This is a genomic window from Exiguobacterium sp. U13-1 (assembly GCF_001750115.1).
Taxonomy (GTDB): Bacteria; Bacillota; Bacilli; order Exiguobacteriales; family Exiguobacteriaceae; genus Exiguobacterium_A; species Exiguobacterium_A acetylicum.
On the sequence record NZ_CP015731.1, the window covers coordinates 2329853 to 2345532 of the forward strand.

Consider the following 15680-nt stretch of genomic DNA (forward strand, 5'->3'; position numbering starts at 1 on the left):
AGTCTAAACAAGAAATCGACCCGTCGAGACGATGGGTCGATGTTTTTCTTTACTGCTTAAGGATAGAGACGGTTCAGCAGACGTGGGAACGGAATCGTTTCCCGAACGTGCTCGACGCCTGTGATCCAAGCGACTGTCCGCTCTAAACCAAGACCGAAACCACTGTGTGGCACAGAACCGTATTGACGTGTTTCAAGATACCATTTATAAGCACCCGTCTCGTCAAGTCCGTGTTTCTTCATCTCCGCGAGAAGTTTCTCATGATCTTCTTCACGTTGTGAACCACCGACGATTTCCCCGTATCCTTCAGGGGCAATCAAATCATCACATAAAACGAAGTCTGGGTTTTCCGGATCTTCTTTCATGTAGAACGGTTTGATCGCTTTTGGCCAGTGCGTGATGAAGACAGGACGTGCGAAGCTGTTCGCGATCGCTGTCTCGTGTGGCGCACCAAAATCATCGCCGAATTCGATATCGTCGAATCCTTGCTCCTTGAGCATGTCAATTGCTTCCGTATACTTGACGCGTGGGAACGGTGCGTTGATATTCTCAAGGACCGTCAAGTCACGACCAAGCAATTCGAGTTCCGCACGACAGTTTTTGAGTGCCGATTGCACGAGGTGCGAAACGTAGTTTTCTTGGACTTCGAGGTTCATCTCGTGGTCGTGGAATGCCATCTCAGGCTCCATCATCCAGAATTCGATCAAGTGACGACGTGTTTTTGATTTTTCAGCACGGAACGTTGGACCGAACGAGAAGACCTTTCCAAGTGCCATTGCTGCCGCTTCCATGTAGAGCTGACCAGATTGTGAAAGGTACGCATCTTCATCGAAATATTTCGTGTGGAACAATTCTGTCGTTCCTTCTGGCGCGCTACCTGTCAAGATTGGTGGATCCACTTTAATGAATCCTTCTTGGTTGAAGAATTCGTACGTCGCTCGAATCAATTCGTTCCGAACGACCATGACCGCATGTTGACGCTTTGAACGCAACCAGAGGTGACGGTTGTCCATCAAGAAATCCGTTCCGTGTGCTTTTGGAGTGATCGGATAATCGACTGCTTCATGGATGAGCTCAATCTTAGAGATTTCCATTTCATGACCGATCGCTGTCCGACCGCCGTCTGATTTGATGACACCTGTCACCCAAAGTGACGATTCCTGCGTTAAGCCTTTTGCTTGTTTGAATAAGTCTTCGCCGACTGTTTCTTTGACGACGACACCCTGCATGAATCCAGAGCCATCCCGAAGCTGGAGGAAGGCGATCTTACCGCTTGAGCGTTTGTTTGCTAACCAACACCCGATCGTCACTTCTTCTCCTACATATTTGTTTACATCTCGAATCATTGCTTTCAACAGTCAACATCCTCTCTCTATTAAACGGCTGTATGTGCCGTGATGAATCCTTCAATCCGGTCGAGTGCTTCTAAGACACGTGCCGGGTCCGTCGCGTAAGATAGGCGGACATAGTCCGGTGCACCAAATCCTGAACCTGGAATCAAGGCGACCTTCGCTTCAGATAAAACAGCTGTACACCAGTCGTCGACATTATCGAATCCACACATCTCAGCAGCTTGCTTTGCATGTGGGAACAAATAGAATGCCCCTTCCGGCTTCAAGCACGTCAATCCTTTGATTTCATTGAGTCGTGCATAGATTTTCTCAAGTCGTTCCTCAAAGATGACACGCATCGCTTCGACCGGTGCATCGCCTTCTGCATACGCAGCAACCGATGCTGCTTGCGCAATCGATGTCGGGTTCGACGTCGAGTGGCTCGCTAAGTTTGTCATCGCTGAGATGATTTCCTTCGGTCCGATTGCATACCCGATCCGCCAGCCTGTCATCGCATGGGACTTCGAGACACCATTGATGATGACCGTCCGTTCGCGCATCTCTGGCAAGGACGCAATCGAGATATGTGTCGCACCGTTATAGAGCAACTTTTCATAAATCTCATCACTGATGACGAGTAGATCGTGCTTGATCGCAACATCTGCTACCATCTCGAGCTCTTCTTTCGAATAGACCATTCCAGTCGGATTCGATGGTGAATTCAAGACGAGTGCTTTCGTTTTTGGAGTAATGTGTTGCTCGAGCAATTCCCGTGTCACTTTGAAGCGAGACGATTCGTCCGTTTCTAAAATGACCGGTACACCGTCACTGAGTTTAATTTGCTCCGGGTAACTGACCCAGTATGGTGCTGGGACAATGACTTCATCGCCTGGATCAAGAATCGCTTGGAACAACGTCGAAAGTGCATGTTTTGCTCCTGAAGCGACCATGACTTCCGAACGTTCGTATGACATCCATAAGTCCCGGCGTGTTTTTTCGATGATCGCATCCTTCAAGGCAACCGTTCCGCCAGACGGCGTATACTTCGTATCGCCCGCTTCTGCTGCCTCGAATGCTGCTTGGATGATGAATTCCGGTGTATTGAAGTCGGGCTCTCCCGCACCTAAACCGATGATGTCTTGACCTTCTTCACGTAGTGCCTTGGCTTTCGCTGTGATGGCTAGCGTTGTAGATGGTGTCAATTGTCGTACGCGTTTCGATAACATGTCGCCCACTCCCTTTACTTGATTCGTAATCGTTTGATGAAAGAACCTTCTTGATACGTGTAATACGAATAATCATAGCCTGTCGTCGTCTTTGAAACGATCTCGATGACGGCACGATCCTCAAAGCCGTACTTAGCAGACACGATGTCTCCGAGTTCCGGATGATCCGCGATGACCGTTTTGATGGCAATACCATCAGCAACCGGTCGTGCCTCAATCGTTCCTTTTTTCGGAACGAACGCCCGTACCGCCTGTCCGTTCTGCTTCATCGTAAAAACGACATATTGACGTTTCCCGTTAAAGACAGACTCGAACCGGACGTCCGTCGGTTTGAGTTCTTTTTTCAGACGTGCCTCTGCTTGCTCGGCGACGCTCTGTTCCCGGTCTTTTGCCTCAGCAATCGTCACCTGATAAACGGCGGTGCCAAGCACAGTCAAAAGGATGAGTGCACTCAGCAGACCGAGCGTGATTTTCCACTTCATGTGCGGTAGATGGTGAAGACCATCTGCTCCTTGTCTTTTTCATCGAGAGCAAGACCGAACATTAAATCTTCCGTTTTCAGTGTCCGATTCAACAAGTCTACGATTTTATACGTATCCTCATGGCGGTTCACTTTGACGGTCGCAAGTGTTTCAATTTTTGAATCCATCTGTATGTCCTCCCTCATTTTTCTCTATCTATTATAATGCGATAGGGTTTATCTGAATAGACTCAATCGCCATCATTCAAGAACAATTCTAGTTCTGCCGTTAGTTCATCAAGTGGTTTTGATAAAACAGGCACTTTCGGCAGACTCGTCACGAACCGTTTTCCATAACGTGTCGTCTCGATCCGTCGATCGAGTACGAAGACGACACCTCGGTCGTTCGTCGTCCGGATCAAGCGACCAAATCCTTGCTTAAAGCGAATGATGGCTTGCGGTAAACTGTATTCGAAGAATGATGATTTCCCGAGTTTTTCGATCCGTTCCGAACGTGCCTGGACAATCGGTTGGTCCGGTGGTGCAAACGGAAGCCGGACGATGACGAGACAACTGAGGTCATCTCCTGGGATATCGACCCCTTCCCAAAAACTAGCTGTTCCGAACAAGATACAGGCGTCGAGTTGTTTGAATTGTTTCATCAGTCGTTGCCGTGAACCTTGCGTGACCCCTTGCGAGAGTAACGTAAACCGGTCAGGTAGTAACGGCTTCGTCGCTTCATGCGTCAGTCGAAGTAAATCGTTTGACGTAAATAAGACGAGCATCCGCCCTTCCGTCACCTCTGCGATTTGTAAGATGGCTTCTGCAATCGTCTCTGCGAATTCCGGCAATGGCACATCCTGTAGGAGCGGAAGATCCGTCGGAATCATCAATCGCACGTTATCGGCATATCCGAATGGTGACGGAACGACGAATCGACGTGTCTCAAACGCATCAAGTCCTAATCGGTTCTCAATGAATTGGAACTTGTTCGAGACGGTCAACGTCGCAGACGTCAGGATACACGTCCGTTTCGAAAAGACATCGCGACGTAGTCGCTCTGAAATATCGATTGGTTGTGTATACACGCGTGTCAGTTTTCGATTCTTAACGGACGTTTCGATCCAAGATACCGTATCGTCGTGCGGAGCAAGCATTGTCTCGAAGATGGCGAGCTCCGCTTCTTCGATTTGAGACGTGATCGCTTTTAAATCCGCGACGAGTGAACGCTCCCGATAACTCATCTGCTCACGGTGCTCGTGGAATAGTTTATGAATCGCACGGATTGCTTGACGCAAACGACGCAACACTAATTCAACCCGCTTGGCACTCTCTTGAACAGCACGCATCGAACGGTCGAGTCGCTTGAAGCGAATGCTGACCATCCCTTCCCGACGTGCTTTGCGGGAAGCCAGTTCGAGCCCGTACGCTTGAATGATCATCAACAGCCCGTCCGCCTCTTCGAGCAATGTCGTCAACGCCTCATCGACTGTCTCACTATGGGCTTCGACCATCTCGGCGATGTCCCATTCTTCCGACAGATCGAGCAAGCGGTGTAACAATTTTTTGTCGGACGAATATCCGAGTTGTCGGAACAGACGATCAAACGTGTGTCCATCAAAGACGAGACCAAAGTGATGACTCGCGACTTCTTCGATCTGGTGCGCCTCATCAAGAATCAACGGACTTCCTTTCGGTAAGACCCCTGCCTCGAATTGAAGGTCACTAAACAACAAGGCGTGGTTCGTAACGATAATCGTCGCATCCTTTGCCTGGCGAATCGCGTGTTGGAAGAAGTCCCGGCTGTACCATGGGTCAAACCGTCCAAGCTGCGATTGGCTATCAGACTGGATCAACTGTTTGATGCCGATATTGCCTTGCGCAGCACCGCCTGGTAAGCTGACTTCTTCTAAATCTCCCGTTTCTGTTTCCGTCAACCAGACGAGCAGAATCGCTTTTGCGAGCGTGAAGTTATAGGCATCCTCTTGATCATTCAAGAAAAATTCGAATTTCCGTAAATCAATGTAGTTACTTCGTCCCTTAAGTAATGCAATCTGGACCGGTGCCTCGAACAGCTGACGCAAGAGCGGTAAATCACGCGCGAACAATTGCTCCTGCAATTGAATCGTGTGCGTACTGACAACGATCGGTACTTCATGTTCGAGTGCGTAATGCGCTGCAGGCACAAGATAACCGAGCGATTTTCCTGTTCCCGTCCCTGCTTCGACGAGCAACGGTGTTTCTTGATCGAGCGATTGATAGACATGACGCATCATCTCGAGCTGCCCACGTCGCTCTTCATATCCTTCGAATAGACGAGGGAACGTGACGGCATTCAATTCATCAACGAATGGTCCAAACGGTTCAAGGACGGGTGGATGTGCCAACCGCTCTATCGTCTGGCGTTTTTTCAAAGCGATTTTTCGAAAACGATCGAATCGCTCTTCCTCTTCGATACCGACTAAACGAATCGCATGGTCGATTTCCTCTTCGATGGCACTGAACAGGCGCGGTGATAAACGTCTTAAGTGCTTCAATGTCTCAAGCGGCAACGTATGTAGTCGTTTGAGTAGTTCAAGCAACAATTCAGCCGTCGCCGAAGCGTCACTCCCTGCCCGGTGCGCCTCTTGATGGGCAAGGTGTAATGACTCTGACAGATGCGACAGCGCGTGGCTTTCTGCTGTCGGAAGTAAGATTCGTGCGAGTTCGACCGTATCAATGACAGGACCTGTGTACGGCAAGTATCCTTCCTCTTCTAACGCATCGTTTAAGAAGTTTAAATCGAACTGCACATTATGTGCGACGAAGACACCACCATCGAGCAATGATAAGACACGCGGTGCGATGACATCGAATGTCTCGGCCTCTTTGACATCCTCATCTGTGATGCCCGTCAACTGGGAAATGAACGGAGGAATCGGTTGGGTCGGACGCACGAAGGCAGACAATTGTTCTGTCAACTGCCCCTCTTCAATGACCGCCATGCCGATCTCAATCATCTCATCGCCAGCCTTTATGGAATGACCTGTCGTTTCCAGGTCGACTACGACGTACTTTTTCTTCAACACTGATCCTCCACCTTTTATCCATCCTCTCCATGATCGGACGGCATCTCATTCTTCATCTTAACAAAAAAAGAGACCCGCTGACATGATCGGGTCTCTAAAATTTCATAAGATCGTGTGGGCGATTTCTTGAGATAACATTTGTTTGATGTCGTTCTGCTCATTTAGAACAGCCACTTTTGGGACATGTGTCGCGATTTCTTCCGTCGACAATTGCGCATACGCCATGATGATGACCTCATCCCCGACTTGGAAATGACGTGCTGCCGCACCGTTTAAACAGATGACACCTGAACCGCGCGCACCTTTGATCGCATACGTTTCAATCCGCGCACCGTTCTGGTTGTTCGTCACTTGGACTTTTTCATTTTCAAGAATTCCGACAGCATCGAGTAAATCTTCATCAATCGTAATCGAACCAACATAGTGTAAGTTTGCCTCGGTGACCCGGGCCTTGTGTAGTTTAGCGTGCATGAATGTGCGTAACATCGTCATGCTCCTCTCGTATATAGTAAATTATCGATCAAGCGTGCCGATGCGAACTGCACGGCGACAGCTAAGAGAATCGTAGTCGTTTGTTCAGTGACAGGTCGTAGTGATGGATAGTCGACAGCTTCGACGTAATCGATCGTGGTCCCCTCGAATTGAAGTGCTTCGCGAGTCTGCTCGAGAACCGTTTCAACCGGCACCCCTTGATCGAGTGCTTGTTTCGCTTGTTGTAACGCTTGCTGGATTCCCGGTGCTTGCGCACGTTCTGTTTCCGATAGATAGACATTACGTGACGATTTCGCTAGACCATCTGCTTCGCGAATGATTGGGCAACGGACAATCTCAACCGGAACAAAGTAATCAGCGACATACGCTTCGATCAATGCGAGCTGTTGTGCATCCTTCAGACCGAAATACGCACGGGTTGGACGGACGACGTTCAACAGTTTACTGACGACCGTCAAGACACCGTCAAAATGCCCTGGTCGTGATGCGCCGCATAAGACATCATCACCGGAGCGGACCGTAACACGGGCCATATCCAGCGGATACATCGTCTCGTTCGTCGGATAGAACAGATAATCGACTCCTTCTGCCTCCGCGATTTTCTGATCCCGTTCTGCGTCTCGTGGATAACGATCCAAATCTTCGTTTGGTCCGAATTGCGTCGGGTTGACGAAAATACTCAAGACGACGACATCATTTTCTTGTCGTGCTTGTTTGAGCAAGGAAGCATGCCCTTCATGCAAGAATCCCATCGTCGGTACAAAACCGATTGAACCGGCTCCCGCTAAATGTTCGCGTAACGTCTGGACGTCCTCGATAATCTTCATTCCTTGTTCCCTCCATAAAGCGCACCAATCAGTTCTTCGTCCATCTGGAACGAATGTGCTAGTTCAGGGAAGGCACCGGCTTTGACGTCTTTGACGTAAGCTGCGATTGCTTCCGTTCCTGAAGTATTCCAGTCCGTGTACGCTTTAACAAACTTCGGTAAACGACCGACGCCATACGTCAAGATGTCATGATAGACAAGTACTTGACCGGCGACTTCTGCGCCGGCACCGATTCCGATGACGGGAATCGAGAGGAGCTCTTGAATCCGTTTCGCGAGCGGATGCGGCACACACTCGAGCACGAGCATCTTCGCTCCGGCACGCTCTGCTTCCAAACTGTCTGCAATCAGTTGTTCGGCTGCTTCTAGTGATTTCCCCTGGACCTTGAATCCTTCAAGAACGCCAACGGATTGTGGTGTTAATCCGAGATGCGCGACGCAAGGCATCCCAGCATCCGTCAAACGACGAATCGTCTTTAAGATTTCCCCTGCCCCTTCTAGTTTCAAGGCATCTGCCTGTGATTCTTGGAAGATGCGGGCTGCTGATTCAAGCGTGCGATCAAATGAACCATGATAGCTTGCGAACGGCATATCGACGATCATGAACGTCTGTGGTGCGCCGCGGCGAACGGCACGCGCATGATGAACCATGTCGTCGACCGTGACGGCAATCGTTGAATCATAGCCGAGGATGACGTTCCCGAGGGAATCGCCGACGAGCAACATATCAACCCCTGCTGCCTCCGATAGTTTTGCTGAAGGATAATCATACGCCGTCAACATGACAAGCTTCTCTCCAGCTTGTTGTTTTTTCAATAATGGACCCATTGTGTGCATTGTGTTCTCTCCTTACGTGTGTAGGGAGGACAAAAGGAAAACGCCTTCTTCTCCAAAATAAATGCATGCGGAAAAGAAGGCGGAATAATTGAATATCGTCCTTCTGTCCCTGTCCGTTAAGATCAAGGCAGTTGAAACAGCTAAAACTGGCACCTGTCAATTCGGTATGGTTCCGATGAGCGGATACCATCCGTGGCTTTATTATACATGACGGGAAAAGCTCTCTGCAAACCGTCTGATTCAAACCCTTATTCTTTTTACCAGTAAATCAGCTCTGCTGAATGGAAACGGGTCTCACCTGTTTCCGTCTTAATCCGAATCGTACCCGTCTCGTCAATACCGAGCAATGTTCCGGAAGCGGTCGCCTGACGTGTCCGTAGTGTCACTTGTTCATGTAAGCGGTCAGCGAGTGTTTCCCACTCGGAGACGAAAGATCCGAACCCTAGCTCGAGCCACTGCGTGTATAGTCGTTCAAATCGATTCAAAAACGTCGCGACGACTTCCGCACGTCGGAAAGTTCTTCCTGATTCTCGGACAAGCGAGGTAGCACGATCTTTGATGCCTTCGGGAAACTGTTCGTGATGGACATTGATGCCGATGCCGATGATGACCGAACTAATCCGGTCCGCCTCGGTCTGCATTTCCGTCAAGATGCCTGCTACCTTACGACCGTTAATCAAGATGTCGTTCGGCCATTTAATCGTAACCGGAACATCGAATGTCCGGAGAGACTGTGCAAGTGCAATACCTGCTACAAGTGTTAATTGACCTGCTTGATGCATCGGTACATCTGGTCGGACGAGTAGACTCATCGCGATGCCTTCATTTTTCGCCTCATGCCACGTTCTCCCTAGCTGTCCGCGTCCATTCGTTTGGTGATCGCATACGACGAGTGTTCCTTCTGGCGCATGCTGTTGCGCTTGTTCATGTGCAATCCGTTGCGTTGTATCCAGTTCTTCGAAATGAAGGAGGTGGCGACCAAGACACGCTGTCGTTAACCATTGTTCAATGGCAATCGGCGTTAGCAAATCGCCTTCATCGACTAATTGATAACCTTGTTTTTTATTTGAGATGATCTGGTATCCTTCTTCTTTTAAAATTTGCATATGCTTCCAAATGGCGGTACGTGAAATATTTAACGTCTCTGCTAATTCTTGTCCGGAATACCACGTCCGCTTACGAAGTGCGATCAAGATTTGTTCTCGGACTGAGTGCGCCATCGCTCTACCTCCTCCATTAATGCCGTTCGGTCGTTTGGACAAGATCGCATGACGACGCTATTCTCCAAGTGCAAGAGCGCTTCCTTGATCTGTTGCTTTTGAAGACCGAGGCGGATCATATCTTTTCCGTCGACAGCGAGCTCTTTGCGACCACGAATCGGTAAATCCGAACGATCCGGATAATGCTTTCCCGTCATTTCCCGAAGAGTCGTCAGTTCTGAGTCCGACAATTGATAACGATCCCAGTCCTGTAACGGTCGATGCAACAGGGGTGCCAAACGCGTAGCGAGCTGGACTTGATGTTTCGATCGTTTCCAGCGCGTCAATTGGTCTCGCGCAAGACCCGCATCGAGCACGAGTGTCCAGACGGCATCTTTTGAAACACCCCGAAGCGACTGCTGCGCAAGTCCTTTGACGATTTCTGAAGTCATGCCGGGTAAATAGCGTTCGATGCCAGTGCGTAGCATCGCCTGTAACGCCCGCTGTTTTCCCGGACCAAGTAAGAGCTTCTCGAACTCGATCGCGATCCGCTCAATCGCAACGGCCGCTAAATGTGGGGCAAGTTCCGTAATTGCTTGTTCCGTCGCCTCGTCAAGCGAGAAGTCCAGTTGACTCATGAAGCGGAACGCCCGCATCATCCGAAGCGCATCTTCATTAAAACGTTCGGTCGGTTTGCCGACCGTCCGGATGATCCGCTCTTCGATGTCACGCGCTCCTCCGAATAGATCGACGCGACCCGTTGGTCTGAGTGCCATCGCGTTGATTGTAAAGTCGCGCCGGGTCAAATCCTCTTCCAAACTGACACCAAGCGTCACCGCATCCGGTCGCCGGCGATCGCTATACGTTGCTTCCGAGCGGAACGTCGTGATCTCGTACGGCACGTGGTTGAGTAAGACCGTTACGGTTCCATGCTCAAGTCCTGTCGGAATGACGACAGGGAATAAGTCGATGATTTGTTCCGGTAACATCGAGCTCGCTAAATCATAGTCTCCAGGTGTCCGGTCGAGCAACATATCACGAACGGCACCACCGACGATATAGGCTTCACCGCCCGCTTGCTCGATTGTTTTAATGATGTGATGTGCACCTTCAAGCAAGTTCATGACGCGCACACACCCGTTCATAGACTTGTTCATAACGGCGGACGATCTCGTTCGAATCAAAACGACGACGCGTATCGCGAATGCCCTCTTCTGCCATTCGCTCCCGTAACATCGAATCATCTGCGAGTTCACCGATTCGTGCCGCAGCTACTTTGACGTCGTAGGTTGGAACGATATACCCGGTTACGCCGTCTTGTATGACTTCCGGTAAGCCACCTGCTGTCGAGACAACACTCGGGACTCCAATTGCCATCGCCTCAAGGACGACGAGTCCGAATGCTTCTTTTTCCGACAACAGAACATGAATATCACTGATGGCGAGCAACTGCGCGACGTGTTCCTGTTTACCAGCAAAGATCACTTTGTCGTAAATGCCGAGTTCCTTTGCGCGACGTCTCGTTTGTCCCATCTCTGGACCATCCCCGACAAGTAAGAGACGCATCTTCCGATCTTTCGCTGCAATGGCGAACGCTGCAAGCGTATCATCAATTCGTTTGACCGGTCGGAAGTTCGAGATATGAATGACGACGACTTCGTCCGCTTCGATGCCGTAATGCCGCTTCAAGCGTTCATCCCGCATCGGATAATAGACACTCTCATCAATCGAGTTCGCAATGACATCGATGTCGTAGTGTGCGTTGAGCGTCGCATTCGTCTCAAGCGCTAGACTCTCTGAGACGGCCGTGACCGCGTCTGATCGTTCGATACCGTAACGAATTGCCGGTTGCATCTCTAAGTCTTGCCCGATGACGGTGATGTCCGTTCCGTGTAACGTCGTCACGACGGCGACACCTTTTTTCTTTGCCATGTTTCGTCCGAGATCTGCACAGACCGCGTGCGGAACGGCGTAATGGGCATGGATGACATCAAGATCAAATAAATCAATGATTTCTGCGACTTTTGACGCCAACGTAATGTCGTATGGTGGATATTTAAAGACGGAGTACTGGTTGACTTCAACCAAGTGTACCGTGATGTTTGGACGATATTCTGTCAGCCGAAACGGCATGCTGGATGTAATGAAGTGAACGTCATGTCCACGATCTGCTAGTTTCATACCAAGTTCCGTTGCGACGACCCCACTCCCGCCGACGGAAGGATAACAAAGAATCCCAATTGCTTTTTTCATGATAAGACCACACTCTCTTTATGACTTCTATTCGTCTCTATTCTAAGCAATATCGATCGGAATGACCATACTGATCACTTTTCGACTGATTTTCATAGGAAAAGCTAGTCTTTTTCCGACCGTGCCGTTACCCTAGAGAAAGAGTCTTGATTTGAAAGGAGCATACGGAAATGGCACCTCCATTCCAATTTCCGATTCGGATCCAGAACATTTTCTGGATTTTGGTCGGGTCATTCATCTTTGCTTTTGGTATTTATCATTTTAACGTTCAAAACGAGTTAGCAGAAGGCGGTTTTACTGGGATTACCTTAATCTTAAAAGGACTGTTCGGATGGTCTCCATCGATCACGAACTTAGTGTTGAATGTCCCACTTTTTTTCGTCAGTTATAAGATTCTTGGTCGAACGACCTTCGTCTACACGTTGATCGGTACATTCAGTTTTTCCTTCTGGTATGGATTGATTGCCAAATATTCACCTCTTGTCATCGACCTGCGCGACGATATGGTGCTTGCCGCGCTCTTTGCAGGTGTATTCATCGGCGTGGGTCTTGGTATCATTTTCAACAACGGCGGTACGACAGGTGGCGTCGATATCATCGCGCGTTTGACGAAACGCTACTTCGGTTGGTCGATCGGTCGAACATTCTTAATCTTTGATTTCTTCGTCATCGTCGCATCCTTGACGTATCTCGATTACAAACAAGCGATGTATACGTTACTTGCCGTCTACGTCGGCGCCCGTGTCATCGATTGGATGCAAGAGGGCACTTATGCTGGTAAAGCAGCGATGATCATCAGTGATCACCGGACGGAGATTGCAGACGGCATTCATGCGACAATGAATCGTGGCACGACCCGTCTGATCGCAAAAGGCGGTTACTCCGGACGAGATCTCGAAGTATTGTACGTCGTCGTCGCTCGTAATGAAATCAATCGCTTGAAGACACTTGTAAAAAGTGTCGATCAACATGCTTTCATTACCTTACATGACGTTTATGAAGTAACGGGAGAAGGCTTCACGTTCGACGAAAACCGGGTCCCAATCAAAGAAACGTAAAAAAACACGGATCGCTCACTTGAGCAATCCGTGTTTTTCTGTTTAATCATCACTTGATGGGTTGAAGACGAGCAGTGCAAGACGAAGAAACTCGGCGACGGCAACGAGTGTTGCTGCGACGTACGTCCAAGCCGCTGCGTTCAAGACACGACGTGAACCACGTTCTTCTTCGGCATCAATGATACCATGCTCCGTCAACTGCGCCATCGCTCGATTCGAGGCATCAAACTCAACTGGTAACGTGACGAGTTGGAAGATGACGGCACCAAGCATCAAGACGACACCCAGCATCGCAAGACCACTGAAACCGGCAAATAGACCAATCAACAACAGTGGGAACGATAAGTTCGACGTAATCGACGCGACAGGTACGATCCGGTGACGGACACGCATCATATTGTAATCCGTCGCATCTTGAATGACGTGACCGATTTCGTGTGCTGCAATCGAAACGGCTGAGACCGTCGAACCGTAATAGACGTCTTCCGACAAACGAACGACTTTGTTCGTCGGGTCATAATGGTCGGACATCGTTCCACCAATCGGCTCGAGACGGACGTTCGTGATCCCGTTCTGCTTCATGATGAAGTCGGCGACCTGCGCTCCCGTCACCCCACTCTGAATCGGAACATCTTGATATTTTTTATAGGTGCTCCGCACCCGCATCTGAGCCCAAATCGGGACGATGATGATGATCGCGAGATAGATCAAATAGTTTGCCACGAGACATCGTTCCTTTCTTTTTTTGATTATAGGTCTATTTTATGTTCAAGTGATCTTATTGTCAATTGAATCGCGTGCGACAAGCAGATATCCCATCAAAAGACATAATCCGGTCAACCAGAAGGAGCCGTATCCGATCCACTGAATGTGCTCCGCAAGCGCCGGATAGCGCGGCCATTGTCCGAGGACGTAATCGACGACATCGTTGTGGATGACCCAGATGGCGACGAGGACGAGCTCCTTGACGCGAAACGTCATCAGCGGACTGTATAACAATGCCTGGAACGCCATCGCTCCGTGCGACACCATCAACATCAGTGCCATCGCCGTTAAGGTCGCATTCTCCATTCCGAGTTGATTCAACATCAACGCATTCATGACGACTGCCCAGACGCCATATTTAATCAATGTCACGAACGCGAGCGCTTCAAACAGTCGGGAACGTCGTCCAAAGATCCAGAGAATGACGATGATCGTAAAGAAGAGAGAGGCGGTCGGGCTATCCGGAATGAACGGATAGTAATACCACTTCGATGTCGCAAGTTGCGGTTCATACCAGATGTAGCCGTAGATCGTTCCTGCTAAGTTGATCAATCCGACGATCCAGAGTACTGCTTTATGGCGGAGTAATGTCAAAATACCTTGCAATCGTTTCACCTCATCATCGACAAAAGCCGGAGGATTGCTCCCCCGGCTTTTGGCTTATTTATTGTTTTCGCCGCCTTCACCGTATGAAGCGATGAATTTCGCGAGTTCTTTACGATCCGCATCTGATCCTTTGTACTGACCAGCAGGCATCGAACCGATACCTTTATCTGCGATTTCATAAATCTCTTCTTCTGTCTTCTTCGTACCAACGAGTGCCGGAGCTGCTGCTCCACCCTCGAGGTTTTTACCGTGACAGTTGACACATGACTGGTTCGAATAAATTTCGTATCCTTTTGCCGATGTATCAATTTTTGGTCCTTCGTTCATCGTCAACTCACCTTGTTTATGGATTGTATCCCAGTGAGTCGTTTGAACAGATTCCCATGTCAAGAAGACGATCGAGACGACTGCGAGGAGCATCATGCTGACTGCGATCGGACGTTTCGCAGGACGACGTTCAAGACCTTGGTCGAGCCATGGCGCGACGAGAAGTGCTGTGAACGCAAGACCTGGAAGGATGACCGTACCCATCAAGATGTATGGACCTGCAGCGAATTGATATTTCAAGAGCTGATAGAGGAATAGGAAGTACCAGTCCGGAAGTGGAATGTACGACGTATTCGTCGGATCGGCAATGTTTTGAAGTGGTGCTGCTTCTACGATTGTCAGTGTCATGAAGCCGATCAAGAAGACCGCTCCAACCATCCATTCGCGAAGTAAGAAGTTTGGCCAGAACGCTTCCGTTCGACCTGGATATTCCGAGTAGTCTTTCGACTTGTTCGGCATCCGGTTGTTGATCGACACCCGTGAATCGGTGACGAATTTCATTCCTTTACCACGATGCATCGTGTTCTCCCCCTTTTTTGTTGTCTAGATGATAGTCGGTTTAAAGTGGTCCAGAGATCCCTTGTTTACGGATCATCATGAAGTGGGCCCCGAGCAAGACGAACAATGCTGCAGGAAGGAAGAAGACGTGAATCGCAAAGAATCGAGCGATTGTACTTGCGCCGACGATTTCTCCACCCGCAAGGAGGGTCTTCGCGATACCACCGATGACCGGAATACTTTCAGCAATCTGAATCGTAACTTTTGTCGCGAACAACGCTTTCATGTCCCAAGGCAATAGGTATCCTGTCAGACCGAGAGCTAAGACGACGAAGAACAAGAGAACTCCGACGACCCAGTTCAATTCACGTGGTTTTTTGTATGAACCAGTGAAGAAGACACGTAATGTATGTAGGAACAACATTACGATAACGACCGACGCACCCCAGTGGTGCATACCACGAACGATTTGTCCGTGTGCGACTTCATTTTGAAGATAGTAGACGGACGCGTGTGCGTTGATGATGTCCGGTACATAATACATCGTCAAGAACATCCCCGAAAGAATCTGGATGACGATCGTAAAGAACGTCAATCCGCCAAAACAATAAACGAAAGCTGAAAAGTTATGTGCCGGGTTGACGTGCTCCGGTACTTCATGGTCGGCGATATCTCGCCAGAGCGGCGTAATGTCAACGCGCTCATCGATCCAATCATAGATTTTTTGCATCATC

16 protein-coding genes are annotated in these 15680 nt (G+C 49.3%); 1 reads left to right on the plus strand and 15 read right to left on the minus strand.

Annotated features, from left to right (window positions below; translation table 11 throughout):
* Positions 1–56: 56 nt before the first annotated feature.
* The 11 genes from asnS to bshA form a co-directional block, all read right to left on the minus strand.
* On the minus strand, positions 57–1346 hold the full coding sequence (asnS, locus tag ESP131_RS12210) for an asparagine--tRNA ligase (protein ID WP_197499327.1): 1290 nt from the start codon (positions 1344–1346) through the stop codon (positions 57–59).
* A 29-nt stretch (positions 1347–1375) separates the two neighbouring features.
* Complete coding sequence (locus ESP131_RS12215; RefSeq protein WP_029341992.1) at positions 1376–2557, minus strand: pyridoxal phosphate-dependent aminotransferase; 1182 nt, start codon at positions 2555–2557, stop codon at positions 1376–1378.
* A gap of 14 nt (positions 2558–2571) precedes the next feature.
* Positions 2572–3039 carry a hypothetical protein gene (locus ESP131_RS12220; protein WP_029341993.1) on the minus strand — a complete coding sequence of 156 codons (468 nt, stop codon included), beginning with the start codon at positions 3037–3039 and terminating at the stop codon, positions 2572–2574.
* The gene (locus tag ESP131_RS12225; protein ID WP_069940825.1) at positions 3036–3206 is read right to left on the minus strand and encodes a YpmA family protein; all 171 of its coding nucleotides are present in this window, start codon (positions 3204–3206) and stop codon (positions 3036–3038) included. The genes ESP131_RS12220 and ESP131_RS12225 overlap by 4 nt, the downstream gene beginning before the upstream one ends.
* A 62-nt stretch (positions 3207–3268) precedes the next feature.
* Positions 3269–6082 (minus strand): ATP-dependent DNA helicase DinG, encoded by a 2814-nt coding sequence (dinG, locus tag ESP131_RS12230; RefSeq protein WP_069941055.1) that lies wholly within the window; start codon positions 6080–6082, stop codon positions 3269–3271.
* Positions 6083–6187: 105 nt separating this feature from the next.
* The gene (gene panD / locus ESP131_RS12235) at positions 6188–6571 is read right to left on the minus strand and encodes an aspartate 1-decarboxylase (protein WP_029341994.1); all 384 of its coding nucleotides are present in this window, start codon (positions 6569–6571) and stop codon (positions 6188–6190) included.
* Positions 6572–6573: 2 nt separating this feature from the next.
* Entirely contained in the window at positions 6574–7404 is an 831-nt protein-coding gene (gene panC, locus ESP131_RS12240; protein WP_029341995.1) for a pantoate--beta-alanine ligase, read from the minus strand.
* The gene (panB, locus tag ESP131_RS12245) at positions 7401–8240 is read right to left on the minus strand and encodes a 3-methyl-2-oxobutanoate hydroxymethyltransferase (protein ID WP_029341996.1); all 840 of its coding nucleotides are present in this window, start codon (positions 8238–8240) and stop codon (positions 7401–7403) included. Before panB ends, panC begins: the two co-directional genes overlap by 4 nt.
* 257 nt (positions 8241–8497) lie before the next feature.
* Positions 8498–9460, minus strand: coding sequence for a biotin--[acetyl-CoA-carboxylase] ligase (locus ESP131_RS12250; protein WP_029341997.1), 963 nt, complete (start codon positions 9458–9460; stop codon positions 8498–8500).
* Entirely contained in the window at positions 9430–10563 is a 1134-nt protein-coding gene (locus tag ESP131_RS12255) for a CCA tRNA nucleotidyltransferase (RefSeq protein ID WP_029341998.1), read from the minus strand. Before ESP131_RS12255 ends, ESP131_RS12250 begins: the two co-directional genes overlap by 31 nt.
* Complete coding sequence (bshA, locus tag ESP131_RS12260) at positions 10550–11692, minus strand: N-acetyl-alpha-D-glucosaminyl L-malate synthase BshA (protein ID WP_029341999.1); 1143 nt, start codon at positions 11690–11692, stop codon at positions 10550–10552. The genes ESP131_RS12255 and bshA overlap by 14 nt, the downstream gene beginning before the upstream one ends.
* A 170-nt stretch (positions 11693–11862) precedes the next feature.
* Here bshA and ESP131_RS12265 point away from each other — a divergent pair, with 170 nt between their 5' ends.
* On the plus strand, positions 11863–12750 hold the full coding sequence (locus ESP131_RS12265) for a YitT family protein (RefSeq protein ID WP_029342000.1): 888 nt from the start codon (positions 11863–11865) through the stop codon (positions 12748–12750).
* Positions 12751–12792: 42 nt separating this feature from the next.
* Here ESP131_RS12265 and ESP131_RS12270 read toward each other — a convergent pair whose 3' ends face one another.
* The 4 genes from ESP131_RS12270 to qcrB are packed head-to-tail and all read right to left on the minus strand — an operon-like array spanning position 12793 to position 15679.
* Positions 12793–13473, minus strand: a complete 681-nt coding sequence (locus ESP131_RS12270; RefSeq protein ID WP_069940826.1) for a zinc metallopeptidase — start codon at positions 13471–13473, stop codon at positions 12793–12795.
* Positions 13474–13518: 45 nt separating this feature from the next.
* A complete protein-coding gene (locus ESP131_RS12275) occupies positions 13519–14121 on the minus strand; it encodes a DUF1405 domain-containing protein (RefSeq protein WP_029342001.1) in 603 nt (200 codons plus the stop codon).
* 54 nt (positions 14122–14175) lie between these two features.
* Positions 14176–14967 (minus strand): menaquinol-cytochrome c reductase cytochrome b/c subunit, encoded by a 792-nt coding sequence (locus tag ESP131_RS12280; RefSeq protein ID WP_029342002.1) that lies wholly within the window; start codon positions 14965–14967, stop codon positions 14176–14178.
* Positions 14968–15007: 40 nt separating this feature from the next.
* On the minus strand, positions 15008–15679 hold the full coding sequence (gene qcrB / locus ESP131_RS12285; protein ID WP_012370658.1) for a menaquinol-cytochrome c reductase cytochrome b subunit: 672 nt from the start codon (positions 15677–15679) through the stop codon (positions 15008–15010).
* Between the last annotated feature and the right edge of the window lies 1 nt (position 15680).

Excerpts from the sequence above, each read along its gene's own strand:
- asnS (WP_197499327.1), bottom strand. The coding sequence starts at position 1,346 with ATGATTCGAGATGTAAACAAATATGTAGGAGAAGAAGTGACGATCGGG.
- ESP131_RS12215 (WP_029341992.1), bottom strand. The coding sequence starts at position 2,557 with ATGTTATCGAAACGCGTACGACAATTGACACCATCTACAACGCTAGCC.
- ESP131_RS12220 (WP_029341993.1), bottom strand. The coding sequence starts at position 3,039 with ATGAAGTGGAAAATCACGCTCGGTCTGCTGAGTGCACTCATCCTTTTG.
- ESP131_RS12225 (WP_069940825.1), bottom strand. The coding sequence starts at position 3,206 with ATGGATTCAAAAATTGAAACACTTGCGACCGTCAAAGTGAACCGCCAT.
- panD (WP_029341994.1), bottom strand. The coding sequence starts at position 6,571 with ATGTTACGCACATTCATGCACGCTAAACTACACAAGGCCCGGGTCACC.
- panC (WP_029341995.1), bottom strand. The coding sequence starts at position 7,404 with ATGAAGATTATCGAGGACGTCCAGACGTTACGCGAACATTTAGCGGGA.
- panB (WP_029341996.1), bottom strand. The coding sequence starts at position 8,240 with ATGCACACAATGGGTCCATTATTGAAAAAACAACAAGCTGGAGAGAAG.
- ESP131_RS12250 (WP_029341997.1), bottom strand. The coding sequence starts at position 9,460 with ATGGCGCACTCAGTCCGAGAACAAATCTTGATCGCACTTCGTAAGCGG.
- ESP131_RS12255 (WP_029341998.1), bottom strand. The coding sequence starts at position 10,563 with ATGAACTTGCTTGAAGGTGCACATCACATCATTAAAACAATCGAGCAA.
- bshA (WP_029341999.1), bottom strand. The coding sequence starts at position 11,692 with ATGAAAAAAGCAATTGGGATTCTTTGTTATCCTTCCGTCGGCGGGAGT.
- ESP131_RS12265 (WP_029342000.1), top strand. The coding sequence starts at position 11,863 with ATGGCACCTCCATTCCAATTTCCGATTCGGATCCAGAACATTTTCTGG.
- ESP131_RS12280 (WP_029342002.1), bottom strand. The coding sequence starts at position 14,967 with ATGCATCGTGGTAAAGGAATGAAATTCGTCACCGATTCACGGGTGTCG.
- qcrB (WP_012370658.1), bottom strand. The coding sequence starts at position 15,679 with ATGATGCAAAAAATCTATGATTGGATCGATGAGCGCGTTGACATTACG.